The sequence below is a fragment of the Rhizobium sophoriradicis genome (genome assembly GCF_003939025.1).
Classification (GTDB): Bacteria; Pseudomonadota; Alphaproteobacteria; order Rhizobiales; family Rhizobiaceae; genus Rhizobium; species Rhizobium sophoriradicis.
In genome coordinates, this window is the sequence record NZ_RQIH01000011.1 from 254,992 (window position 1) to 278,529 (window position 23,538).

General features: G+C 62.1%; 21 protein-coding genes and 1 pseudogene. 16 read left to right on the forward strand and 6 right to left on the reverse strand.

Annotation, left to right across the window (positions count from 1 at the left end):
• The first annotated feature begins 290 nt into the window (after nucleotides 1-290).
• From traA to EFR00_RS33095, 3 genes are all read left to right on the forward strand, one after another.
• Nucleotides 291-4,928 carry a Ti-type conjugative transfer relaxase TraA gene (traA, locus tag EFR00_RS20165; RefSeq protein WP_077991464.1) on the forward strand — a complete coding sequence of 1,546 codons (4,638 nt, stop codon included), beginning with the start codon at nucleotides 291-293 and terminating at the stop codon, nucleotides 4,926-4,928.
• Nucleotides 4,929-5,342: 414 nt separating this feature from the next.
• Complete coding sequence (locus EFR00_RS20170) at nucleotides 5,343-5,780, forward strand: DUF4174 domain-containing protein (RefSeq protein ID WP_077991459.1); 438 nt, start codon at nucleotides 5,343-5,345, stop codon at nucleotides 5,778-5,780.
• A gap of 37 nt (nucleotides 5,781-5,817) precedes the next feature.
• Nucleotides 5,818-5,985 (forward strand): hypothetical protein, encoded by a 168-nt coding sequence (locus EFR00_RS33095; protein ID WP_009994342.1) that lies wholly within the window; start codon nucleotides 5,818-5,820, stop codon nucleotides 5,983-5,985.
• On the opposite strand, the gene EFR00_RS20175 is transcribed toward EFR00_RS33095, so the two are convergent.
• Nucleotides 5,982-6,863 (reverse strand): LysR family transcriptional regulator, encoded by an 882-nt coding sequence (locus EFR00_RS20175; protein WP_077991453.1) that lies wholly within the window; start codon nucleotides 6,861-6,863, stop codon nucleotides 5,982-5,984. The two genes, EFR00_RS33095 and EFR00_RS20175, sit on opposite strands and share 4 nt — an antisense overlap.
• Nucleotides 6,860-7,174 carry a putative quinol monooxygenase gene (locus tag EFR00_RS20180; protein WP_077991450.1) on the reverse strand — a complete coding sequence of 105 codons (315 nt, stop codon included), beginning with the start codon at nucleotides 7,172-7,174 and terminating at the stop codon, nucleotides 6,860-6,862. The genes EFR00_RS20175 and EFR00_RS20180 overlap by 4 nt, the downstream gene beginning before the upstream one ends.
• Nucleotides 7,175-7,342: 168 nt before the next feature.
• On the opposite strand from EFR00_RS20180, the gene EFR00_RS20185 reads away from it, so the two are divergent.
• The 10 genes from EFR00_RS20185 (at nucleotide 7,343) to EFR00_RS20230 (ending at nucleotide 18,157) form a co-directional block, all read left to right on the forward strand.
• A complete protein-coding gene (locus EFR00_RS20185) occupies nucleotides 7,343-8,839 on the forward strand; it encodes a CoA-acylating methylmalonate-semialdehyde dehydrogenase (RefSeq protein ID WP_077991449.1) in 1,497 nt (498 codons plus the stop codon).
• 158 nt (nucleotides 8,840-8,997) lie between these two features.
• Entirely contained in the window at nucleotides 8,998-10,080 is a 1,083-nt protein-coding gene (locus tag EFR00_RS20190; protein ID WP_077991448.1) for a YjgN family protein, read from the forward strand.
• A complete protein-coding gene (locus EFR00_RS20195; RefSeq protein ID WP_077991447.1) occupies nucleotides 10,070-11,119 on the forward strand; it encodes a M48 family metallopeptidase in 1,050 nt (349 codons plus the stop codon). Before EFR00_RS20190 ends, EFR00_RS20195 begins: the two co-directional genes overlap by 11 nt.
• A 109-nt stretch (nucleotides 11,120-11,228) precedes the next feature.
• The gene (gene rirA, locus EFR00_RS20200; RefSeq protein WP_039617995.1) at nucleotides 11,229-11,711 is read left to right on the forward strand and encodes an iron-responsive transcriptional regulator RirA; all 483 of its coding nucleotides are present in this window, start codon (nucleotides 11,229-11,231) and stop codon (nucleotides 11,709-11,711) included.
• A 325-nt stretch (nucleotides 11,712-12,036) separates the two neighbouring features.
• Nucleotides 12,037-13,632 carry an ABC transporter substrate-binding protein gene (locus EFR00_RS20205; protein ID WP_077991445.1) on the forward strand — a complete coding sequence of 532 codons (1,596 nt, stop codon included), beginning with the start codon at nucleotides 12,037-12,039 and terminating at the stop codon, nucleotides 13,630-13,632.
• Nucleotides 13,633-13,719: 87 nt separating this feature from the next.
• A complete protein-coding gene (locus EFR00_RS20210; RefSeq protein WP_039618000.1) occupies nucleotides 13,720-14,724 on the forward strand; it encodes an ABC transporter permease subunit in 1,005 nt (334 codons plus the stop codon).
• A 9-nt stretch (nucleotides 14,725-14,733) separates the two neighbouring features.
• Entirely contained in the window at nucleotides 14,734-15,624 is an 891-nt protein-coding gene (locus tag EFR00_RS20215; RefSeq protein ID WP_077991443.1) for an ABC transporter permease subunit, read from the forward strand.
• Entirely contained in the window at nucleotides 15,624-16,640 is a 1,017-nt protein-coding gene (locus EFR00_RS20220) for an ABC transporter ATP-binding protein (RefSeq protein ID WP_077991441.1), read from the forward strand. The genes EFR00_RS20215 and EFR00_RS20220 overlap by 1 nt, the downstream gene beginning before the upstream one ends.
• The gene (locus EFR00_RS20225; RefSeq protein ID WP_077991439.1) at nucleotides 16,637-17,590 is read left to right on the forward strand and encodes a peptide ABC transporter ATP-binding protein; all 954 of its coding nucleotides are present in this window, start codon (nucleotides 16,637-16,639) and stop codon (nucleotides 17,588-17,590) included. The genes EFR00_RS20220 and EFR00_RS20225 overlap by 4 nt, the downstream gene beginning before the upstream one ends.
• A 27-nt stretch (nucleotides 17,591-17,617) precedes the next feature.
• Nucleotides 17,618-18,157, forward strand: coding sequence for a gluconokinase (locus tag EFR00_RS20230; protein WP_077991436.1), 540 nt, complete (start codon nucleotides 17,618-17,620; stop codon nucleotides 18,155-18,157).
• Here the strand turns inward: EFR00_RS20230 and EFR00_RS20235 are convergent.
• The 3 genes from EFR00_RS20235 to EFR00_RS20245 all read right to left on the reverse strand — a co-directional run bounded on the left by EFR00_RS20235 (nucleotide 18,147) and on the right by EFR00_RS20245 (nucleotide 21,016).
• On the reverse strand, nucleotides 18,147-19,394 hold the full coding sequence (locus EFR00_RS20235; RefSeq protein ID WP_077991434.1) for an NAD(P)/FAD-dependent oxidoreductase: 1,248 nt from the start codon (nucleotides 19,392-19,394) through the stop codon (nucleotides 18,147-18,149). The two genes, EFR00_RS20230 and EFR00_RS20235, sit on opposite strands and share 11 nt — an antisense overlap.
• Nucleotides 19,395-19,463: 69 nt before the next feature.
• Nucleotides 19,464-19,967 carry an isoprenylcysteine carboxyl methyltransferase family protein gene (locus tag EFR00_RS20240; protein WP_077991432.1) on the reverse strand — a complete coding sequence of 168 codons (504 nt, stop codon included), beginning with the start codon at nucleotides 19,965-19,967 and terminating at the stop codon, nucleotides 19,464-19,466.
• A complete protein-coding gene (locus EFR00_RS20245) occupies nucleotides 19,964-21,016 on the reverse strand; it encodes a type III polyketide synthase (protein ID WP_077991430.1) in 1,053 nt (350 codons plus the stop codon). The genes EFR00_RS20240 and EFR00_RS20245 overlap by 4 nt, the downstream gene beginning before the upstream one ends.
• Nucleotides 21,017-21,183: 167 nt before the next feature.
• On the opposite strand from EFR00_RS20245, the gene EFR00_RS20250 reads away from it, so the two are divergent.
• The 3 genes from EFR00_RS20250 to EFR00_RS20260 are packed head-to-tail and all read left to right on the forward strand — an operon-like array spanning nucleotide 21,184 to nucleotide 23,167.
• Entirely contained in the window at nucleotides 21,184-21,720 is a 537-nt protein-coding gene (locus EFR00_RS20250) for a tetratricopeptide repeat protein (protein WP_077991427.1), read from the forward strand.
• Nucleotides 21,721-21,764: 44 nt separating this feature from the next.
• On the forward strand, nucleotides 21,765-22,370 hold the full coding sequence (locus tag EFR00_RS20255; RefSeq protein ID WP_039618012.1) for an RNA polymerase sigma factor: 606 nt from the start codon (nucleotides 21,765-21,767) through the stop codon (nucleotides 22,368-22,370).
• A complete protein-coding gene (locus tag EFR00_RS20260) occupies nucleotides 22,367-23,167 on the forward strand; it encodes an anti-sigma factor family protein (RefSeq protein ID WP_077991424.1) in 801 nt (266 codons plus the stop codon). The genes EFR00_RS20255 and EFR00_RS20260 overlap by 4 nt, the downstream gene beginning before the upstream one ends.
• A 69-nt stretch (nucleotides 23,168-23,236) precedes the next feature.
• Here the strand turns inward: EFR00_RS20260 and EFR00_RS20265 are convergent.
• Nucleotides 23,237-23,538, reverse strand: a pseudogene (locus tag EFR00_RS20265) (O-antigen ligase family protein); the annotation flags it as partial.

A 23,538-nucleotide genomic window follows, 5' to 3' on the forward strand; every position in this document is an offset into this window, starting at 1 on the left:
TATGTCTCATCCGATTGTCATCTCCCGCGAGGATTTTGAAAAGCTTCGAGCTGAGCACGAGGATCATCCGACCCGTGGCGCTTCAAGCACGTTCACTACGATCTGTGGAACAAAACTCACTCATACTATCTTGAACAAGATAGTTAGATTGTATACTTATCTCAGTCAAGAAGGCCTAGCGCGAAAACGATCTGAAATGATCCGGGCGCGTCTCCCGCTCAGGCTGACAAGCTTGATGAGCGACCAACGCCGCTCGTTTGCTGCCACTGCGCGGAAATCAGAGGACAATCATGGCGATCATGTTCATCAAAGCGCAGGTGATCAGCAGGGGAGCGGGACGTAGCATTGTCTCTGCCGCCGCGTATCGTCATCGCACGAAGATGATGGACGAGCAGGCCGGCAAGTCGTTCAGTTATTGGGGCGGAGCTTCCGACCTCGTCCATGAGGAGCTGGCGCTGCCCGACCAGGTCCCGGCCTGGCTGAAGATGGCTAGGGATGGCCAGTCGGTCGCCAAGGCAAGCGAGGCGCTGTGGAATGCCGTCGAGACTTTCGAGAATCGGTCGGATGCGCAGCTTGCCCGAGAGTTGATCATCTCGCTGCCGGAAGAGCTTACGCGGGTGGAGAACATCGCGCTGGTGCGCGAATTCGTCCGCGACAATCTCACTGCGAACGGGATGGTCGCCGACTGGGTCTATCACGACAGGGACGGCAACCCGCACATCCACCTGATGACGACGCTGCGGCCGCTGACCGAGGACGGGTTCGGGCTAAAGAATGTTCCGGTACTTGGCGAGGACGGCGAGCCGCTACGAGTGGTTACACCCGACCGGCCGAACGGCAGGAACGTCTATAGGCTCTGGGCCGGAGACAAGGAGACGCTGAAGGCGTGGAAGGTCGCCTGGGCGGACACGGCAAACTGGCATCTGGCGCTTGCCGGCCACGAGATCCGGCTCGACGGCCGGTCTTATGCCGAACAGGGCTTGGACGGCATGGCGCAGAAACATCTCGGGCCGGAGAAGGCGGCGCTTTCTAGGAAGGGCGGGGAGCGTTATTTCTCACCCGCCGATCTTGCCCGCCGCCAGGAGATGGCCGACCGGCTGCTTGCCGATCCTGAGCTTCTGTTGACGCGGCTCGGCAATGAGCGCTCGACCTTCGACGAGCGCGACATCGCCAAGGCGCTGCATCGTTATATCGACGATCCCTCCGACTTCGCCAATATCCGGGCGCGGCTAATGGCGTCGAATGAGTTGGTCATGCTGAAGCCGCAGGAGATCGACGCAGAGACCGGCAAGGCGATGGAGCCCGCCGTCTTCACCATTCGAGATATGCTGCGCATCGAATATGACATGGCGCAGTCGGCGAAGGTCTTGTCGGAGCGCCGCGGCTTCGCCGTTTCCGAGCGGCATGTAAACGCTGCGATCGAAAGTGTCGAGGCGCGGGATCCGCAACAGCGCTTCCGGCTCGAGCCGGAACAGGTCGATGCTATCCGTCATGTCACCGGCGATGATGGCATCGCTGCTATCGTCGGCCTGGCCGGAGCCGGCAAATCGACGCTGCTTGCCGCTGCACGTCTTGCCTGGGAGAGCGAGAACCGCCGGGTAATCGGTGCCGCCCTTGCCGGCAAGGCTGCAGAAGGTCTCGAAGACAGTTCCGGCATCAAGTCGCGCACACTCGCCTCCTGGGAACTGACCTGGGCGAATGGCCGCGACACGCTGCACCGCGGCGACGTGGTGGTTATCGACGAGGCCGGCATGGTGTCGTCGCAGCAGATGGCCCGCGTGCTTGACATCGTCGAGCAGGCGGAGGCGAAGGTCGTGCTGGTCGGCGATGCGATGCAGCTGCAGCCGATCCAGGCGGGCGCGGCATTCCGGGCGATCACCGAACGCATCGGTTTTGCCGAGCTTGCCGGCGTGCGCCGCCAGCGCCAAGAATGGGCACGCGATGCCTCGCGCCTGTTTGCCCGTGGCGAGGTCGAGAAGGGCCTCGATGCTTATGCTCAACACGGTCGCCTTGTCGACGCGGAGACGCGCGGCGAGATCGTCGAGCGCATCGTTGCCGATTGGACCGAGGCGCGCAGGGAGGCAATCGGTCGGTCTGTTGCCGAGGGCAGGGCCGGCAGTCTTCGCGGCGACGAGCTGCTGGTGCTCGCCCACACCAACGCCGACGTCAAACGTTTGAACGAGGCGCTGCGATCCGTGATGACGGGTGAAGGAGCACTCGGCGAAAGCCGCAGCTTCCGAACCGAGCGCGGGGCGCGCGAGTTTGCCGCCGGCGACCGCATCATCTTCCTGGAAAACGCCCGCTTCATCGAGCCGCGCGTCGGGCGTCTCGGCCCGCAATATGTCAAGAACGGCATGCTCGGCACGGTCGTTTCGACAGGCGATGAGAAAGGCGAGGTTCTGCTGTCGGTGCGTCTCGACAATGGCAGCAAGGTCGTCTTCGGCGAGGACAGCTATTCGAATGTCGATCACGGCTATGCCGCGACCATTCACAAGTCTCAAGGCGCCACTGTCGACCGGACCTTCGTTCTCGCCAGCGGCATGATGGATCGGCACCTGACCTATGTGTCGATGACGAGGCATCGCGACCGCGCCGATCTCTATGCGGCGAAGGAGGATTTTGCGGCGAAGCCGGAATGGGGACGCAGGGCACGTGTCGATCATGCCACCGGTGTCACCGGCGAGCTTATCGAAACCGGAGAAACCAAATTCCGGCCCGATAATGAGGATGCCGACGACAGCCCCTATGCCGACCTCAGGACCGACGATGGAAGCGTGCACCGGCTGTGGGGCGTTAGCCTGCCGAGGGCGCTCGAGGATGGCCGCGTCTTGGAAGGCGACACCGTCACCCTCAGAAAGGACGGTATCGAGAGGGTCAAGGTCCAGATTCCCATTGTTGACGAGAAGACAGGCCAGAAGCGCTACGAGGACAGAGAGGTCGACCGCAATGTCTGGACAGCCAAGCAGATCGAGACCGCCGACGCGCGCCAGGAGCGTATCGAGCGGGAAAGCCATCGCCCGGAAATCTTCAACCAGCTCGTCGAGCGATTGTCGCGTTCCGGCGCAAAGACGACGACACTCGATTTTGAGAGCGAGGCCGGTTACCGCGCACACGCTGAGGACTTCGCCAGGCGCCGCGGGCTCGATCATCTTTCTTTGGCCGCCGCCGAGATGGAGGAAAGACTGTCGCGGCGCTGGGCGTGGATTGCCGCGAAGCGGGAGCAGGTGGAAAAGCTCTGGGAGCGGGCAAGCGTCGCGCTCGGCTTTGCGATCGAGCGGGAACGGCGGGTCGCCTATAATGAAGAGCGGAGCCAGACGATCGCCGAGGCGGCTTCCACCGATGCGCGCTGTCTGATCCCGCCAACCATCTCCTTCGCCAGGAGCATCGACGAGGATGCGCGGCTGGCGCAGCTGTCATCCCCGGCCTGGAAGGAGCGGGAGGCGATCCTGCGGCCGCTGCTGGAGACGATCTATCGCGACCCCGATGCCGCATTGGTCACGCTGAATGCGCTTGCTTCGGATACCAGCACCGAACCGCGCAGGCTCGCCGATAATCTTGCCGCAGCACCGGATCGGCTTGGCCGGCTGCGTGGCTCCGAGCTGATCGTCGAAGGACGGGCGGCGCGTGACGAGCGCAATGTCGCCATGGCAGCCTTGGAGGACCTGCTTCCCTTGGTTCGCGGCCATGCGACTGAGTTCCGCAGGAACACCGAACGGTTCGAGCTGCGAGAGCAGGCACGGCGCGCCTCCATGTCCTTGTCGGTTCCGGCGCTCTCCGAGCAAGCTATGGCGCGCCTGATGGAGATCGAGGCGGTGCGCACCCAGGGCGGGGACGACGCCTACAAGACGGCCTTCGCACTTGCCGCCAAGGACCGAGCGGTCGTGCAGGAGATCAAAGCGGTCAGCGATGCCATAACCGCCCGCTTCGGCTGGAGCGCCTTCACCTCGAAAGCAGATGCGATCGCTGAGCGCAACATGGTCGAGCGCATGCCGGGGGACCTCACGGATGAACGACGCGGAGAACTAACGCAACTGTTCGAAGCCGTGCGGCGCTTTGCCGGTGAGCAGCATCTTGCCGAGCGTCGGGATCGCTCGAAGGTCGTCGCCGGCGCGAGTGCTGTTGCGGGGATAGAGGCCGCAGCGGGCAAGGACAATGTGGCGTTGCTGCCCATGCTTGCCGCCGTCACCGAGTTCAAGATACCCGTCGACGACGAGGCGCGGTCGCGCATTCTTGCTGCGCCTCTCTATCGCCAGCAGCGCGCCGCGCTGGCCGAGGCCGCACGAATGATCTGGCGCGATCCGGCGAACGCTGTCGACAAGATCGAGGAGCTGCTCGGGAAGGGTTTTGCCGCCGATCGCATCGCCGCCGCGGTGGCCAATGACCCAGCCGCCTACGGGGCCTTGCGCGGTTCCGGTCGCCTCATGGACCGGATGCTGGCTGCCGGCCGGGAGCGGAAAGAGGCACTGCAGGCTGTGCCGGAAGCCACAGCGCGGCTGCGCTTGCTCGGAGCCGCCTATGCCAACATCCTCGATGCCGAGCGTCAGGTCATCACAGAAGAGCGGCGGCGCATGGCGGTCGCCATTCCTGCTTTGTCGAAAGCTGCGGAAGAGGCATTGACGCGCCTGACGGCCGCGGCACAGAAGGACGGCAGGAGGCTGGGCGTCTCCGCCGTTGCCCTCGATCCAGGCATTGGCCGTGAGTTTGCCGCTGTCAGCCGGGCGCTCGACGAACGCTTCGGTCGCAATGGCCTCGTCCGAGGTGACAAGGATCTCGTCAACCGCGTGCCGCCGGCGCAGCGCCGAGCCTTCGAGGCGATGCAAGAGCAGTTGAAGGTCTTGCAGCAGACTGTCCGCCAACAAAGCAGTGAGCAGATCCTCGCGGAACGGCGCCAGCACGCTATCAACCGTGGCCGTGGGATTGATCTTTGAGGCTCTGCGGCTGCTGGGGCAGGGGCAAGCAGGTGTTCTCCCCGGAATGATGGGTTGGCTCAGATATTTCCGGCGTCGCCTCTCAGTAAGGCGAGATGTTCTTCCCACACGGTCTTAATTAACATTTGCAGCTCGGTTGCTCGGGTACTGCCGACACAGTGCCCGGCATTCGTTTCAACACAGGAAAAGTTTGGGCGCCTGCAGCCTGTCGGTTCGTTCGGGAAACAGACACAAGATCATCACGGAATGACGCCAGGGTGTGCCAATTTAAAAGGTCTCCCTCCAACCAGCCTGACGCGGTTCACAGCCCACTCAACCGTATCATCTCCCCTTTCAGGGTGAAAAGCCGGTTCCTACCGTTTCAATGGAACCCATCCTTATCCGCACCGTTTCCAAGCTGACGGGAGAATTTGCATGTCGAAAGCCCTTCTCTACGGCGCGACCAAGATCGATGAGACGAACAGCGCCTATGCGCCGGTCGAGAGCTTGGCTGCCTTCCAGTGGAAGAACCGTGTCTTCATTCTTTTCGCCGACAAGGACAATGCCCGCGCGGCGCGCCAGGAAAACCAGCTGCTTTCTGATCGCGCGGCACTCGAAGAGCGCGATATGGTGATACTGAAGGTCTCAGCCGGTAATGTCCGGCCGCTTTTCGGCGCTGCCGATGGACTCGACGGCGAAGCGATCCGCCGCGATCTCGAGGGGCCGGAAGCGGGAGAATTCGCCGCCTTCCTGCTCGGCAAGGACGGAACCGTCAAACTCAAGGTCAGCGAGCCGATCAACAGTGGCGAGCTCTTTGTCATTATCGACGGTATGCCGGTGCGCGCTGCCGAGACGCTGAAGTCGGACAAATAGCCCCGACCACCATCGTAAACAAAAAGGGGAGGCGGTCATGTCCGTGCCCAACGAACCCATTCCCGATCAGCCGCCGATGCCGGCACCCGGCTGGAAGCCGGTGCCGCCGATCACTGAACCGGAGCCGGACCGGCTTCCTGATGAAGCACCGGTTCCCAATCCAGATGAGAATGACGAGCCGGCCAAGCACGTTTCCGGGACCTAAAGGAAGATCTGCCGCTCGGCGCTGACGAGTTCCTGGAGGAAGTCGACGACACTGCGGACGCGGACGAGGTCACGCGCTGTTTCGTGATAGGTCGTCCAATAGGCGCGGCGGATCGAAATCTCAGGCAGGATGCGCTGAAGTTCCGGATATTGCCGGGCGATATAGTCATGCAGGATGCCGATGCCGGCGCCTGACCGCACCGCCTCCGTCTGGCCAATCGCCGTCGAGATTTCAAAGCCGGCGTCCCAGCTGCGCATCACCTCGCCGGAGAAATTCAGCGAGGCGGTGAAGATCAGATCTTCGACATAGCCGATGCGCGGATGCGCCCTCAACGCGTCAACATCACCGGGCCGGCCGTTGCGGGCGAGATAATCGCGGGAGGCATAGAGGCCGAGCGCGTAATCCGTAAGCTTGGACGAAACGAGCCGGCCCTGTTCGGGACGTTCCAGCGTGATCGCAATATCCGCCTCGCGCTGCGACAGCGAGAAGGAGCGTGGCACCGGCACCAGCTGGATCTTCAGTTCCGGATGGCGCTCGATCAGCCTGCCCATGCGCGGCGCGAGAAACGAGACGCCGAAGCCGTCGGGCGCGCCGACGCGCACTGTGCCGGCGATTGCCGTGTCGGTGTGGCCGAGATTGGCCTGCACCGCCAGCATCTCGGTTTCCATACGCTCGGCGGCGTGAAGGAAGATTCCGCCTTCGGCTGTCAACTCGCAGCCGTTCGTGCGGCGGATGAAAAGCCGCGTCTTCAGCGCCTCTTCGAGCGACGTCAGCCGCCGTGAAAGCGTTGCGTGATTGAGTCCCAATCGCTTCGAAGCGGCAAGGATTTGCCCGGTGCGCGCGACGGCAAGGAAGATGCGGACATCGTCCCAGTTCATGGCTTGGCACGCATCGCGATCGGATCGACGTCGATCAGCGTCAGCGAAGTCACCATGCCGGCCGTCTCACGCTTATATTTGAGGAAATGCGATGTCTGCAGATGGGCCTCGTAGGCTTCTTGGTCGGCGTAGACCTCGAGGATGCGGATCTGGTTTGGATTGTCCCGAATGCTAACGGCGCTGAGCGAGAGGACGCCGTCTTCCAGCGCAAGCGATGCTTCGATTTCTTCCGCGAGCAAGCCGCGATAGGTTTCGAGCGTCTCCGGATCGATCTCCAGCTCCGCCATTCTGACGACAGGTTTCCCGCTCATCGCTTGACCTTCCAGGGGTTTGACTTGTCCTCACGCCGTACCAAATTCCACGCAGTAACATGTGGTGATCGGACTGCAATATGCGCACAACAGTTTCTTATATCAGCGCATTGATTTGTGCAAATTGAAGTGTGATTGTGGACCATCCCGAAAACAGGAGGAGCATCCATGCGTGAGATCGGTCATTTCATCGGCGGCAAGGAAGTCGCCGGCACTAGCGGCCGCGTGAGCAATGTTTACAATCCGGCAACCGGCGAAGTGCAGGCGACCGTCGCGCTCGCGAGCGTCGAGGAATTGCGCGCCGCCGTCGAAAACGCCAAGGCCGCTCAGCCGAAATGGGCTGCCACCAACCCGCAGCGCCGCGCCCGCGTCTTCTTCAAGTTCGTCGAACTCCTGAACAAGCACATGGACGAGCTGGCGGAAATGCTCTCCAAGGAGCACGGCAAGACGATCGAAGATGCCAAGGGCGATGTCATCCGCGGTCTCGAAGTCTGCGAATTCGTCTGCGGCATTCCGCATCTCGCCAAGGGCGAGTTCACCGAGGGTGCCGGTCCTTCGATCGACATGTATTCGATCCGCCAGCCGGTTGGCATCGGCGCCGGCATCACCCCCTTCAACTTCCCCGGCATGATCCCGATGTGGATGTTCGCGCCGGCAATCGCCTGCGGCAACGCTTTCATCCTGAAGCCGTCCGAGCGTGATCCCTCCCTGCCGATCCGTCTCGCCGAACTGATGATCGAGGCCGGACTGCCGGCCGGCATCCTCAACGTCGTCAACGGCGACAAGGCTGCGGTCGATGCGATCCTCACCGATCCGGATATCGGCGCCGTTTCCTTCGTCGGCTCGACGCCGATCGCCCGCTACGTCTATGGCACGGCGGCAATGAACGGCAAGCGCGCCCAGTGCTTCGGCGGCGCCAAGAATCACATGATCATCATGCCGGACGCCGACATGGATCAGGCCGTCAACGCGCTGATGGGTGCCGGCTATGGCTCGGCCGGCGAACGCTGCATGGCGGTCTCGGTTGCCGTCCCCGTCGGCGAAGAAACCGCCAACCGCCTCGTCGAAAAGCTGACCCCGAAGATCGAATCGCTGCGCATCGGCCCCTATACCGACGACAAGGCCGACATGGGCCCGCTCGTCACCAAGGACGCCTATACCCGCGTTCGCGGCCTGATCGACCGCGGCGTCGAGGAAGGCGCCAAGCTCGTCGTCGACGGCCGCGATTTCAAGCTCCAGGGCTATGAAGACGGCTATTTCGTCGGCGGCTGCCTGTTCGATCACGTCACACCCGAGATGGACATCTACAAGACCGAAATCTTCGGGCCCGTCCTCTCCGTCGTTCGCGCCCAGAATTACGAAGAAGCACTGTCGCTGCCGATGAAGCACGAATACGGCAATGGCGTCGCCATCTACACGCGTGACGGCGATGCCGCCCGCGATTTCGCCTCGCGCATCAATATCGGCATGATCGGCATCAACGTTCCAATCCCGGTTCCGCTCGCCTACCACTCCTTCGGCGGCTGGAAGGCCTCGAGCTTCGGCGACCTCAACCAGCACGGCACCGACTCGATCAAGTTCTGGACCAAGACCAAGACCGTCACCGCCCGCTGGCCGTCCGGCATCAAGAGCGGCGCCGAATTCGTCATGCCGACGATGAAGTGATCTGCACGACAAAGCGATCTGCAATTCGGGGGCCTCTGGGCCCCCGTTTTCGATTTAAGGTTGTTGATTTCTCCAGCTCTTTGCTTTTCTGTTGCTCCGCCCGACACGTGATTCCGATTATGGTCTGTTGGGCAATGTGCTGGGGGAAAACAAACATCATGGATAACAGAGTGTCCGCGGGCGCCGCGGCAAATGCGTTTGAGCGTGCCCGGTTCACCGGAACGGCATCGGAATATTTTGGCATCTGGATCGTCAATGTCCTTTTGACGATCGTAACGCTCGGCATCTATTCAGCCTGGGCGAAAGTGCGGCGCAATCGCTATTTCTACGGCAACACCGTCGTGCTCGGCCGCGCTTTCGAATATCACGCGGGCGGCATGCAGATATTCATCGGTCGCGTGATCGTGTTCGCCTTCATCGTGGTGGCCAACATTCTGGCAGCGATCCATCCGCTGTTCTCGGTCTTGACCACGATCCTTGTGCTCATCGCGCTCCCCTGGCTGATCGTCAGAGGCCTTCGCTTCAATGCCCGCGTGACCAGCTACCGCAACGTGCGATTTGATTTTACCGGCACCGCCGGCGGCGCCTTCGTCTGCGTGATGCTCGGAAGCCTCGTTGCTTTCCTGTCGCTCGGACTGCTTGCCCCCTTCGCCAGCCGGTGGCTCAACCGCTATGTTTTCAACAATCTCCGCTACGGCAATCGGCCTTTCGAGACCGATCCCAAGATGGGCGCGCTCTACCGCGCGCTTCTCATCCCGGCCCTGATGGTCGTGCTGGGCCTGGTCGTTCTCGCCGGGTTGGTTGCGATCGCGGTCGTCGGGATGCAGGCCAATGACCCCGGCGCACTCGAAAATGACGCCGCTATGTTAATGATAGTGTCGGGAATGTATATTGTCACCTTCGGCCTCCTGATCATCTACGCACTTGCTGGCCTGATCTATCGGGCGGCCGTCCACAACGTCGTCTGGTCCTCGACGCGGATCGACGGCCGGCATCTCTTGCGCAGCGATCTTTCCCGGGCACGTTATGCCTGGATCGCCATATCGAACGTCGTGGTAACGATGCTCACCCTCGGCCTGATGCGTCCCTGGGCGGCGGTTCGTCTGGCGCGTTATGTCGCCGAGCACACGGCAATTCGCATCGACGGCGAGATCGGCGAGGTCTTTACGCAGTTTCAGGCCAGCGGCGCCGCCGCCGGTGCCGAATATATGAGCATGGAAGGGATCGATTTTGGTTTCTGACGCAGAAATCATCGCGAGAGGGGAATGGTATCCGCCGCATTCGAGCGGCTCCGTTCCGGCCCGCCTGCTGTCGCGCGGGGGGCGCATGCTCGCCGTAACCGAAGAGGATGTCGCTCTTTCGGATAGCGCGGCCGGAGAGGTCTCCTTCACATCGCGCGTCGGGTCGATCCCCCGACGTGCCATCTTTGCCGACGGCTCGATCTTCGAGAGTGGCGAGAATGATGCCATCGACGCCTTTCTTGGCGGTGGCGGAAGAAGCGGCTGGGTGCATCGGCTGGAGGAATTTCATCCCCGCATCTTCGTCTTCGCGGTCGCCGTCGTTCTGCTCGCCGTCGCAATTTATCGTTACGCGCTGCCGGCCCTCGTGGAAGTCGCCATCTTCGTGACACCGCCTGTGGTCTCCGAAGCGATGTCCCGTGGCGCTCTCAATACGCTGGATGCGACGGCGCTGTCCCCCAGCCACCTGACGGCCGCCCGGCAGGCCGAAATCGCTGGCCGCTTTAACCAAGTGGCTGCCAGTGCCGAAGGTGGTGCTAACCGCTATGTGCTGAATTTCCGTGATGGCGCTCTGATCGGTCCCAATGCTTTCGCGCTTCCCGATGGCAATATCGTCATTACCGACCAGTTGATCGAACTGGCGGATGGCGATGACGAGATGATAACCGGCGTTCTCGCTCACGAACTCGGTCATGTCGAATACAAGCACAGCCTCCGGCAGCTCTATCGCGCCGCAGGTGTGGCCGGCCTCGTCATGCTGATTGCCGGCGATGTCGGCTCCGGTGTCGAGGATATCCTGACACAGGGCGGCGGCCTGCTTGCATTGTCATATTCACGCAGCGCCGAGGCCGAAGCCGACCGGCGCTCGGTGGAACTGATGCGCAAGGCCGGCATGGATCCCATAGCGATCGCTCGTTTTTTCGATCTCCTGGAAACGAAACTAGGCGATCATTCCGGAACCAGCATGCTCTCGACCCATCCAGGCACGCCCGAACGCAAGCAGGCCATCCTCGACTATAATGAGACCCTGCAGCGGAATTGACGTCGCGGCATTTGGCCTCATAAGCTGAATGCGAATTTCATATTTTGGAATTGTTCAAAACTACCAAACCGCCTATATAGGTCTGAATAGCACGAGTCAGGAGAATGGCATGCGATTGACGAAGCAGACCAACTATGCGGTGCGCATGTTGATGTATTGTGCTGCCAACGACGGGCAGCTGAGCCGGATTCCGGAAATCGCCAAGGCTTACGGCGTTTCCGAGCTGTTTCTTTTCAAGATTCTCCAGCCGCTGAACAAGGCGGGCCTTGTCGAAACCGTGCGCGGTCGCAATGGCGGCGTGCGTCTGGGCAAGCCGGCGGCCGACATCACCCTCTTCGACGTCGTGAGGGTGACGGAAGACAGTTTCGCCATGGCTGAGTGCTTCGAGGATGACGGCGTTGTCGAATGCCCGCTGGTCGACAGCTGCGGCCTGAATTCGGCGCTGCGCAAGGCGCTCAACGCCTTCTTCGCCGTGCTTTCGGAATATTCGATCGACGACCTCGTCAAGGCGCGTCCGCAAATCAATTTTCTTCTCGGGATCACCGGCGAGCAGCCCTATCGCAAACCCGAAATCATTGCGCCCGCCGCCTGAATTTGAAGAGCAGGACAGAATTGTTAAAACCGCGGTTGCTCCGGCAATTGCGGTTTTTGCTTTTCTGGAATTGACGTGGGGATTGCCGTCGGTGCCGCGTTTAAGAGGGCAATTATCCAAAATGCGACGAAATTGCGGTGATTTTTATCCGAATATTTCCGATTGATGCCGGTTTTCGACGGAAAATTTCTAAAATTGTCCAGATGGAAAAATTTTCTCCGTAGCCCGTTGCTTTCAGTAGATAAATATCGTTCCATCAACCTTCGATCGGGATGCCATTCTACGATCTCCAAACATCAAAAAAGAACAACCGGGAAACAATATTATGAAAAAGATCTCTGTCCTGTTGGCAGCGACGGCCCTGATGTCAGTCATGGCGACGTCGGCCTGGTCCAAGACCCTTGTTTATTGCTCCGAGGGCTCGCCGGAAGGCTTCGACCCGAGCCTCTATACGGCAGGCACGACCTTCGACGCTTCTTCGCGCACGGTCTACAGCCGCCTGGTCGAATTCAAGCACGGCGGCACCGAGATCGAACCCGGCCTGGCCGACAGCTGGAGCGTTTCGGCTGACGGCAAGGAATACACCTTCAAGCTTCATCCCGGTGTCAAGTTCCAGACCACCGACTTCTTCACCCCGACGCGCGATTTCAATGCCGACGACGTCGTATTTTCCTTCGAGCGTCAGCTGAAGTCCGACAACCCCTGGAACAAGTATGTCGAGGGCGGCTCCTACGAATACGCGGCCGGCATGGGCTTTCCCGAACTGATCAAGTCGGTCGAAAAGGTGGATGACCTCACGGTCAAGTTCACGCTCAACCATCCCGAAGCGCCGTTCCTGGCCGACCTCGCCATGGACTTCGCCTCGATCGTCTCCAAGGAATATGCCGACAAGCTTGCCGCCGACGGCAAGATGGCGCAGTTGAACCAGCAGCCGCTCGGCACCGGCCCCTTCACCTTCGTTGCCTACCAGCCGGATGCCGTCATCCGCTACAAGGCCAACGAAACCTATTTCAAGGGCAAGGAAAAGATCGACGATCTGGTTTTCGCAATCACCTCTGATGCCGCCGTGCGCGCTCAGAAGCTGAAGGCCGGCGAATGCCACCTCATTCCTTATCCGAATGCCGCCGACGTTCCCGAACTGAAGAAGGATGAAAATCTGGTCGTTCAGGAGCAGGCCGGTCTCAATGTCAGCTACCTCGCCTACAACACCCAGATGCCGCCGTTCGACAAGCCGGAAGTTCGCCGCGCGTTGAACATGGCGATCAACAAGCAGGCGATCGTCGACGCCGTTTTCCAGGGTGCGGCCACCGTTGCCAAGAACCCGATCCCGCCGACGATGTGGTCTTATAATGACGCTGTTGAGGACGACAAGTATGATCCGGACGCCGCCAAGAAGGCGCTCGCCGATGCCGGCGTCAAGGATCTCAGCATGAAGGTCTGGGCGATGCCGGTGTCGCGTCCCTACATGCTGAACGCGCGCCGTGCCGCCGAACTGATCCAGGCCGACTTCGCCAAGATCGGCGTCAAGGTCGAGATCGTCACCCATGAATGGGCCGAATATCTGAAGCTGTCTTCCGACGTGAAGCGCGACGGCGCTGTCATCCTCGGCTGGACCGGCGATAACGGCGACCCTGACAACTTCATGGATACGCTGCTCGGTTGCGATGCCGTCGGCGGCAACAATCGCGCCCAGTGGTGCAACAAGGAATATGACGACCTGATGACCAAGGCCAAGCTGACCGCCGATGTCGGCGAGCGTACCAAGGCCTATGAGCAGGCCCAGCTGATCTTCAAGAAGGAAGCCCCCTGGGCGACCCTCGATCACTCGCTCGTCTTCGTTCCGATGAGCAAGAAGGTCTCCGGCTTCCACATGGACCCGCTCGGCATTCACCGCTTCGACGGCGTCGACGTATCCGAATAACAAGAATAATGTAAGAATGCCCGGCAGAGCTGGGCGCAGCCGGCGGTCAGGAACCCCCTGACCGCCGGAAACTATTGGACATCTGCCATGTTGCGTTTTTTCATCGGCCGCCTTGCGGTGCTGATCCCGACATTCCTCGGCGTTTCCCTGATTGCCTTCTCGTTCATCCGCCTGCTCCCCGGCGATCCCGTCATGCTGCTCTCGGGTGAGCGTGTCATGGCTCCGGAGCGGCACGCCCAGATCATGCACGACCTCGGCTTCGACCGGCCCATGTATGTGCAATATTTCGATTATCTCGGAAAAGTGCTGCAGGGCGATCTCGGTACCTCGATCGTCACCAAGCGACCAGTGCTCGGCGAATTCCTGACGCTGTTTCCGGCGACGCTGGAGCTTTCCTTCTGCGCCATCATCCTCGCCGTCTGTCTTGGCGTGCCCGCCGGCATCTTTGCCGCCGTCAAGCGAGGCACGTGGTTCGATCAAAGCGTGATGGGCATCGCCCTGGTCGGCTATTCCATGCCGATATTCTGGTGGGGCCTGCTGCTGATCATCTTCTTCTCCGGCTATCTCGGCTGGACGCCGGTGTCCGGCCGCATTTCGCTGATGTATTTCTTCAAGCCGGTGACCGGCTTCATGCTGATCGACAGCCTGCTGTCGGGTCAGAAGGGGGCGTTTGCCTCGGCCGTCAGCTATCTCATCCTGCCGACCATCGTGCTCGCAACCATCCCGCTTGCCGTCATCGCGCGCCAGACGCGCTCGGCGATGCTCGAGGTTCTCGGCGAGGACTATGTCCGAACGGCGCGCTCGAAAGGCCTGAAGCCGCTGCGCGTCGTCGGCGTGCACGCGCTGCGTAATGCGATGATCCCTGTTATCACCACCATCGGCTTGCAGATCGGCGTTCTTCTTGCCGGCGCCATCCTCACCGAGACGATCTTCTCGTGGCCGGGCATCGGCAAATGGATGGTCGATTCGGTGTTCAAACGCGATTACGCCGTGGTTCAGGGCGGCCTTCTGCTGATCGCCGGCGTCATCATGCTGGTCAATCTGATTGTTGATGTCCTTTACGGCTTCATCAATCCGCGCATTCGTTACTAGGAGCGGTCCATGAGCACGGTCACCGTCAAAACCGGCCAGCCCTCCGCTCTTGCGGAATTCTGGCATTACTTCTCCCGCAACAAGGGCGCCGTCATCGGCCTCGCGATTTTCATCCTCATTCTGGTCGTTGCTGTCTTCGCGCCGGTCTTTGCGCCGCATGCGCCGAACGAGCAGAACCGTGAGGCGCTGCTGGCCGTGCCCGCCTGGATGGAGGCTGGCAGCATCTCCTTCCCGCTCGGAACCGATGCCGTCGGCCGCGATATCCTCTCGCGCCTGATTTACGGCGCGCGCTTCTCGCTCTTCATCGGCGTCGTCGTCGTCACGCTTTCAGTCATCTGCGGCGTTCTGATCGGCCTGGTGGCCGGCTATTTCCGCGGCAGGATCGATACGGCGATCATGCGGCTGATGGATATCATCCTGGCCTTCCCGTCGTTGCTGCTCGCTCTCGTGCTGGTGGCGGTGCTCGGCCCTGGTCTTACCAATGCGATGATTGCGATTTCGCTGGTCAACCAGCCGCATTTCGTGCGGCTGACGCGCGCCTCGGTCATTTCGGAGCGCGAGAAGGAATATGTCATCGCCTCGCGTGTCGCCGGTGCCGGCACGCTGCGCCTGATGTTCAAGACGATCCTGCCGAACTGTCTCGGCCCGCTGATCGTGCAGGCGACGCTCGCCTTTTCGGCGGCGATTCTCGACGCCGCGGCTCTCGGCTTCCTCGGAATGGGCGCTCAGCCGCCGACACCCGAATGGGGCACGATGCTTGCCGAATCGCGTGAGTTCATCTCGCGCGCCTGGTGGGTGGTGACATTCCCGGGCCTTGCTATCCTCATCATCGTTCTCGCCATCAACCTGATGGGCGACGGCCTGCGCGATGCGCTTGACCCCAAGCTGAAGAGGTCGTGATGCCACTTCTCGAAATCGAAAAGCTGACCGTCGAATTCCAGACCTCTTCCGGTCTCTTCCGCGCCGTCGACGGCGTCTCGCTTGCCTGCGACAAGGGTGAGATCCTCTCGGTCGTCGGTGAATCCGGCTCGGGCAAATCCGTCGCCATGCTTGCGCTGATGGGGCTTCTGCCCTGGACGGCGAAGATCACCGCCGATCGCATGCAGTTCGACGGCCAGGATCTGCGCGGCATTTCCGGCCGCCAGCGCCGCAGGATCGTCGGCAAGGACATGGCGATGATCTTCCAGGAGCCGATGTCGAGCCTCAACCCGTGCTTCACGGTCGGCTTCCAGCTGGGCGAGACATTGCGTGTCCATATGGGCCTCAACCGGAAGGAGCGCCGAGAACGCTCGATCGAGCTGCTGAACCTCGTCGGCATTCCGGCGCCGGAAGATCGGCTGTCGAACTTCCCGCACCAGATGTCGGGCGGCATGAGCCAGCGCGTGATGATCGCCATGGCGCTTGCGTGCAATCCGAAGCTCCTGATCGCCGACGAGCCGACGACCGCGCTCGACGTGACGATCCAGGCGCAGATCCTCGATCTGCTGGTGCGCCTGCAGAAAGAGCAGGGCATGGCGCTGGTGCTGATCACCCACGATATGGGTGTCGTTGCCGAAACCGCCGAGCGCGTGCAGGTGCAATATGCCGGCCAGAAGGTGGAGGAGCAGCCGGTGAAGGCGCTGTTCCGAGATCCGCACCACCCCTATACGGCCGCCCTGCTCGCCGCCCTGCCGGAGCGGGCCAGAGTCGGCCAGCGCCTTCCCTCGATCGCCGGCGTCGTCCCCGGCCAGCATGGCCGCCCGACAGGCTGTCTGTTCGCGCCGCGCTGCGGCTACGCCACGGTCGAATGCGATCGCGGTGTCGTGCGCCAGGGGCCAGAGCTCGGACTGGCATTGTGCAATTATCCTTTGAAGGACGGCAAGCCGCTCGGGCATCCCGGCGTCATGGCCAATGTTACTGCAGGAGACCTGGTATGACGGGCGCTGTTCTCGAGGGCAGGGATCTCGCCCGCTTCTACACCGTCAACCGCGGTCTCTTCAAAGCCGACGCCACCGTCAAGGCGCTGAACGGCGTCAGTTTCAGCCTCCATTCCGGCAAGACGCTCGCCGTCGTCGGCGAATCCGGCTGCGGCAAGTCGACGCTCGCCCGCTTGGTCACCATGATCGAGGATCCGACGGCCGGGGAACTGCTAACCGACGGCAAACCTGCGCGCATCGGCGACCGCAGCCTGCGCAGCCAGGTGCAGATCGTCTTCCAGAACCCCTACGGCTCGCTCAACCCGCGCCAGAAGGTCGGCGCGATCCTCGAAGAGCCGCTGAAGATCAACACCGATCTCAATGCCGCCGCCCGCCGCCGCAAGGTGGAGGAGATGATGGCCCGTGTCGGCCTGCGTCCGGAACACCATGGCCGTTATCCCCATATGTTCTCCGGCGGCCAGCGCCAGCGCATCGCCATCGCCCGCGCCCTTATGCTACGGCCGAAGGTGCTGGTGCTCGACGAACCGGTTTCTGCCCTCGACCTGTCGATCCAGGCGCAGGTATTGAACCTGTTGATGGACCTGCAGAAGGAGATGGGCCTTGCCTATCTCTTCATCTCGCACGGCCTCTCCGTCGTCCACCACATCGCCGACGAGGTGATGGTAATGTATCTCGGCCGTCCCGTCGAAACCGGTCCCGCCGCCGAGGTCTTCGCCCGGCCGCGCCATCCCTATACGGCAGCCTTGCTGTCGGCGACCCCGATCGCCGACCCCGAGCGCGCCAAGAACCGCATCCGGCTCCAAGGCGAGCTGCCGTCGCCGCTGAAGCCCCCGTCCGGTTGTCACTTCAACCCGCGCTGCTGGAAAGCGCAGGACTATTGCCGTCAGGTTTCTCCCGAACTAAGTGGAGAGGGTGAGCAAAAATATGCCTGTCACTTCCCCCTCGATTGAGCGGGAAGCCGGAGCCTCGGAGGGATCATGCCGGAAGAGCGGTTGAACGAGCCCCATGCGATCATCGTCATGGGGGTCAGCGGCTGCGGCAAGTCCTCCGTCGGTGAGAAGCTGGCGGCAGCCCTGCAGCTCGCCTTCATCGAAGGCGATGCGCTGCATCCGGCCGCCAATGTCGAGAAGATGTCGAAGGGCGTTCCGCTGACCGACGAGGACAGGATGCCCTGGCTCGATCGCATCGGCGAAGACATCCGGGCCTCGCTGGAAAAAAGCGAGGGCATCATCGTCTCCTGCTCCGCGCTGAAGCGCATCTATCGCGACAGGCTGCGGGCTGCGGCTGGCGGCAACCTGTTCTTCGTTTACCTCGAAGGCTCCAAGGCGCTGCTGACCAAACGGATGGGCGAGCGCAAGGGCCATTTCATGCCGGTCTCGCTGCTCGAAAGCCAGCTGGCGACGCTGGAGGTGCCGACAGGCGAGCAAGGCGTCGTCGCCGTCGATATCGACGATACGATCGACGGCATTGCGGCAACAGCGCTCAGGGCCCTTGCCTCCCTCGGGGTCATGGGTTGAAACGCTCAGGCGAATAGGCCGCAATATCGATGAATGGTTTTTCGCCGGTGATGAGTTCGGCCAGCACGCGGCCGGTCACCGGCCCGAGCGTCAGCCCGTGATGGGCATGGCCGAAAGCGAACCACAGGCCTTGATGGCGCGGCGCTTTGCCTATGATCGGCATCATGTCAGGCGTGCATGGACGCGCGCCCATCCACGGTTCGGGGTCGAGCCTGTCGCCGAGCGGGAAGGTCGTACGCGCCACGGCTTCGGCCCTGTCGAGCTGGACCGGGGTCTTCGGCGCGTCGAGCGTTGCGAACTCCGCTCCCGTCGTCAGCCGGATGCCGCGCCGCATCGGCGCCAGGAGATAGCCACGTTCCGCATCGAGCATCCAGTTGTTGAGCACGGCAGCGCCCTTGGCGGCATAATGCATGTGATAGCCGCGCTTGACGCCGAGCGGGAAGGAATAGCCGAGCCGGCGTGTTGCGACGGCCGCCCAGGGGCCGAGCGCGATCACCGCATCCTCGGCTTCGAGCGCGCCCTCTACCGTCATCATCTTCCAGCCGGAGCCGAATTGGCCGAATGAGGCGGCGTCACCGGTGACGAAGCGGCCGCCGAGGCTTTCGAAATAGCGGCGATAGGCTGAGGTCAGCGCATGTGGGTCGAGCACTGACCAGGGATCGCGCCAGCGGATGCCGCCGGCAAAATCGCCTGTCATGTCGGGCTCCACGCCGGAGATATCGGCCGGGCTCAGGCTGTCATAGTCCACCCCGAATTCATTCTGCCAGAGTGCTGCCTCCGCCAGGGCCTGGTCGCGCTTGGCCTCAGTCCGGAAAAGCTTTATCCAGCCATCCCTGCGGATCAGCGCTTCGGCGTTTGACGCCTCGATCAGATCCTTGTGTTCGGCAATCGAATGTTCGATCAGCGGCGCATAGGCCCGGGTGATGACCGCATGGCGCCGGGCGTTCGAATTCCACCAGTAACGGGCGAGAAAGGCGATCTGGCTCGGCAGCGTGCTGAGGTGATAATGCGCATCGATGCGGTTGTTGAGCGCATAGCGCAGCAACAGGCTGAGCTGCTGGGGAAAGCCGTAGGGCGCGACACCTTCGCGCTGGATCAGGCCGGCATTGCCGAAGGAGGTTTCGCTGCCCGGATCCTTGCGGTCGATCAGCGTCACCTGCCGGCCGCGCCGCTGAAGATGGATGGCCGCCGAGACCCCGACGATGCCGGCGCCGAGCACGATTGCGTTTTTGGTCATTCCCATTCCGCTTTGTTGTCGGGGTGAAAATGCTCCCGCCGATATTGCCGCGCAAACGAAAAATCGCATTCATTTCACAATCATTACGCTTTTCAGTGCGGCATTTTCGGCCTTCATGCGGACAAGGAGGGCGCAAGCGTTGAGAAGTGAAAAGCCGATCGCGTAAAGCGGCAGCCCGAAGACGAGAGGAAGGGCGACGATCTCGCCGACGACGATTGCGTAGTTCGGATGCCGCAGGAAGCGATAGGGACCTGACGTCACGAGCGGCGCGCCGGGCAGGATAATGATCCGCGTCGTCCAGCGGTCCTTCAGTGTCGCCAGCACCCAGAGCCGCAGTGCCTGCAGCACCATGAACACCGCAAGCCAGAAGAGATCGACCGGCCTGCCCGGCGCCAGCAGCCAGAGGCCGATGATCCACCCGGCATGCAGCGCCACCATGGCGGGGTAGTGCTCCGGCGCCACTTCCCTGCCGCCTCTGGCGAGAAGGGCGGCAGTGTTGCGCCGGGCAAGCACGAGCTCGCCAAGCCGCTGCAGCGTCACGAAGGTAAGCAGCGCGATTGACGGCCACATCATGCCGGCCTCCGGAGCGTCACGCAGCTCGCCGAAAAGCCCGGTCCCATGGCGATCATCGCCGAGCGGTCCGGCAATCCGGCGCGGATCGCCCGCTCCAGCACGAAGAGAATGGTCGGCGACGACATATTGCCGTAGTCGGCAAGCACGCCGCGCTCGTGATCGAGAGCGCCCGGCGTCAGCGACAGCGCGCTCTCCATCGCGGCCAGCACTTTCGTGCCACCGGGATGGCAGATGAAGCGGTCGATATCGTCTGGTGCCAGCCCGTTCCGTGCCAGAATGGCCTTCACCGCCGGGCCGAGCTCCTGCTCGGCAAAGGGCGGCAGGGCTTGCGCCAGCACGATGCCGAAGCCGCCGTCGTCGATCTTCCAGCCCATGATATCGAGCGTGTCGGGAAAGAGATGCTCGCCGGTCGATTCCACTTCCGCCAGCCCGCCGTCGCCTGATCGCAACACGCAGGCGGCGGCGCCATCGCCGAAAAGCGCCGTCGCGATAATGTTCGGCCGCGTCAGCTCGTCGAGGCGGAAGGCGAGCGTACAGAGCTCGATCGAGACGAAGAGCACGACGGCGCCCGGCCGGCTTCGTGCCAGCCGCGCGGCGATCGCAAAACCCGACACGCCGGCCGCACAGCCGAGCCCGAACACCGGCACCCGCTCGATATCGGCCCTGAAACCCATCCGGCGGGCCATCTGCGCATCGAGGCTCGGTGTGGTAAAGCCGGTGGAGGAGACCGTCACGACACAGTCGACATCGCCGGCCTCAAGCCCGGCCTGCTGAAGTGCTGAGCTCGCGGTCTCAGCGAAGAGCCCGCCTGCCACCTCCGCATAGGCCTGCATCCGGTCCTGCCAGCCATGCGCTTCGTCGAACCAGGCAAGCGGCCGCGCGGCATGACGCTTTCGGATGCCGGCACTGTCGAAGACGCGGGCAAGATGCCGGAAATCCTCGAAACGGTCGGCAAACAGCCGGGCGGAAGCCTCGAGCGCTTGCTTCTGGAAAATGACATGTTCGGGTGCGGCGACGGCGAGGCTGACGAGTTTTACAGTATCGGTCACGGAGTTCTCCTTGTCGTTCCCGGCGCAACGCTGAGAACACCCGGTCCCGGTAATTTATTCGGCTTCGGTGGCTTCACGAAGCCGTTATGGAGAAAATAGGAGGCGGGCGAATAAAGTCCGGGGCAGCGGTGTTTTCTCCTCGCAACGTCACTTTCGAGGAGTTTCCCATGACGATCATGACAGCCCGTTTTGCTTCCATCCTTCTCGGCGGCTGCCTTGCCGCTTTCGTCTTCTCCGGCCCTGTCTTTGCGGTCGGCGATGACAACAGCACGATGCCGACCTGCAAGAAGGGCGAGATCTATGACCAGAAGACCAAGAAATGCATCAAACAGCAAAGCGCCAACGTCTCGGACGAGAACCGCACCGACTATGCCTATTCGCTGGCCAAGGCCGGCCGCTATGAGGAGGCGCTTGCCATGCTCGACACGGTCAAGGACCAGAACAGCGCCGAGGTGCTGAATTATCGCGGCTATGCCACCCGCAAGCTCGGCCGCACCGACGAAGGCATCTCCTATTACCTCCAATCGGTGAAGGTGGATCCGCAATACGCCAAGGTCCGCGAATATCTCGGCGAAGCCTATGTCATCAAGGGCCGGCTCGATCTCGCCAAGGAGCAGTTGACGACCATAAAGGCGATCTGCGGCACGGCCTGCGAGGAGTATCAGGATCTGAACGCGGCCATCCTCGATCCGTCGAAGATCTGATTGCCGGCATGGGCGGGAAGACGGAACCAGAAAGGCATGTGAGAATGTCGGTCGCGTGCGCCTCCTTTCCTGCCTATAGTCGCGCGAGAACGGAATCGCCGGTTCATCCGGCGGCTCCGAAAAACGCAGGATCGTCGGAGGCGGCCATCGCCAGCGCAGCGGATATCAGGAGCGGCCTGACGGAAAATCTGGCAAGGCTCTGGCGTTATGGTCTTGTTCTCTCGCATCAGCGCGATGTCGCCGACGACCTAGTGCAGGCGACCTGCCTTCGCGCGCTGGAGCGCGCCGATCAATTCGTCCCCGGCACCCGGCTCGACCGCTGGCTGTTTTCGATCCTGCATTCGATCTGGCTGAACGAGATCCGCTCGCGCCGGGTGCGCCAGGGCCAGGGTTTCGTCGATGCCGGCGAGGTGCTGATCTTCGACGGCGCCCATGATACCGAGACCCATGTGATGGCGGGACAGGTGCTGAAACGGGTGAGCGCGCTGCCCGAGGCGCAGAGAACGGTGGTTTTCCTCGCCTATGTCGAAGGACTTTCCTATCGCGAGGTTGCAGGCATACTGGATATCCCGATCGGGACCGTGATGAGCCGGCTGGCGGCAGCCCGCGCCAAGCTCGCCAGTGACGAGCGGGAAGGGGGACGGCAATGAACACGAAACACACCACTCCCTCCGATGAGGACCTGACCGCCTTCATCGATGGCGAACTGACGGCCGAACAGGCGGCCCGCATTGAGGCCATTGTGAAGGAAGACGAGCGCGTTGCCGAACGGCTGGAGTTCCTGGCGCGCGCCAGCCTCCCGTTCGAGCAGGCTTTCGCGCCGCTGCTCCAGGAAGCGCCGCGCGAAAAGCTGGAGGGAATGCTCGACGCCATCCCTGCGCGGGAGGATGCAAAAGCTGTCTCGGCGCCTGCTGCCAGCCGCCGCCGCTTCCTCGCCGCGCTCGCCGCTGCGCTCGTCGCCGGCATCGCCATCGATCGCGCCGTCCTTGGCCTCGGCAGAGGCTTTTCGGCAAAGGACGAAAGCAGCGAATGGCGCGCCGTGGTCGCCGATTACATCTCGCTCTATACCGCGGAAACGCTCGCCGGCCCGTCGCCCGCCTGGGAGTCTCAGGCCGCCCAACTCGCCCCCCTCGACGAAAAACTCGGCTTGTCGCTCTCTCCCGAAGCCGTCTCGCTTCCGGGCATCGATTTCAAACGCGCCCTGCTGCTGCAATATGACGGCAAGCCGCTCGCCCAAATCGCTTATCTCGATCCTGATACCGGGCCGATGGCGCTTTGCATCGTCCGTTCCGATGCCGGCCCCAAAGCGCCGGACCTCGAAAGCCGCAAAGGCATGAACGTCGTCTACTGGTCGAACGGGAGGCACGCCTTCATGCTGATCGGCCATGCGGCGGCCGACAGGATGGCGGAGATTGCAGATGGAGTTCGCGCGAGGGTGGCGGTGTGAGCTCAATCGAATGTTTACGCGCATTCCTGAAATCCACTACTATAGCGGCATCATACAAGGAATCAGACGTCAGCTTCGCACGACTGGCGCGAAGCGTGTGCTGCCCCGATCCAGGCAAATCAGGGCGACCATATAGGCGAAGATCGGATCCAGTGCCTTTTGGTTGAACATGATGCCGATGCTGCCGGTAACAATGTAGCTGCTGGTGAGCAGAAGAGCGAGCGCTATGGACAGGTCCCTGCCGGGACCGGGTTCCTTTTTCCACGCGGCTATCACGGGCGTCAGGAGCAGCAGCGAAAGCGCCGCGATGCCGACAACGCCGGCGTCAATTCCCGCTGTCAGAAAGCCATTATGAACATGCGAGAAGGTCA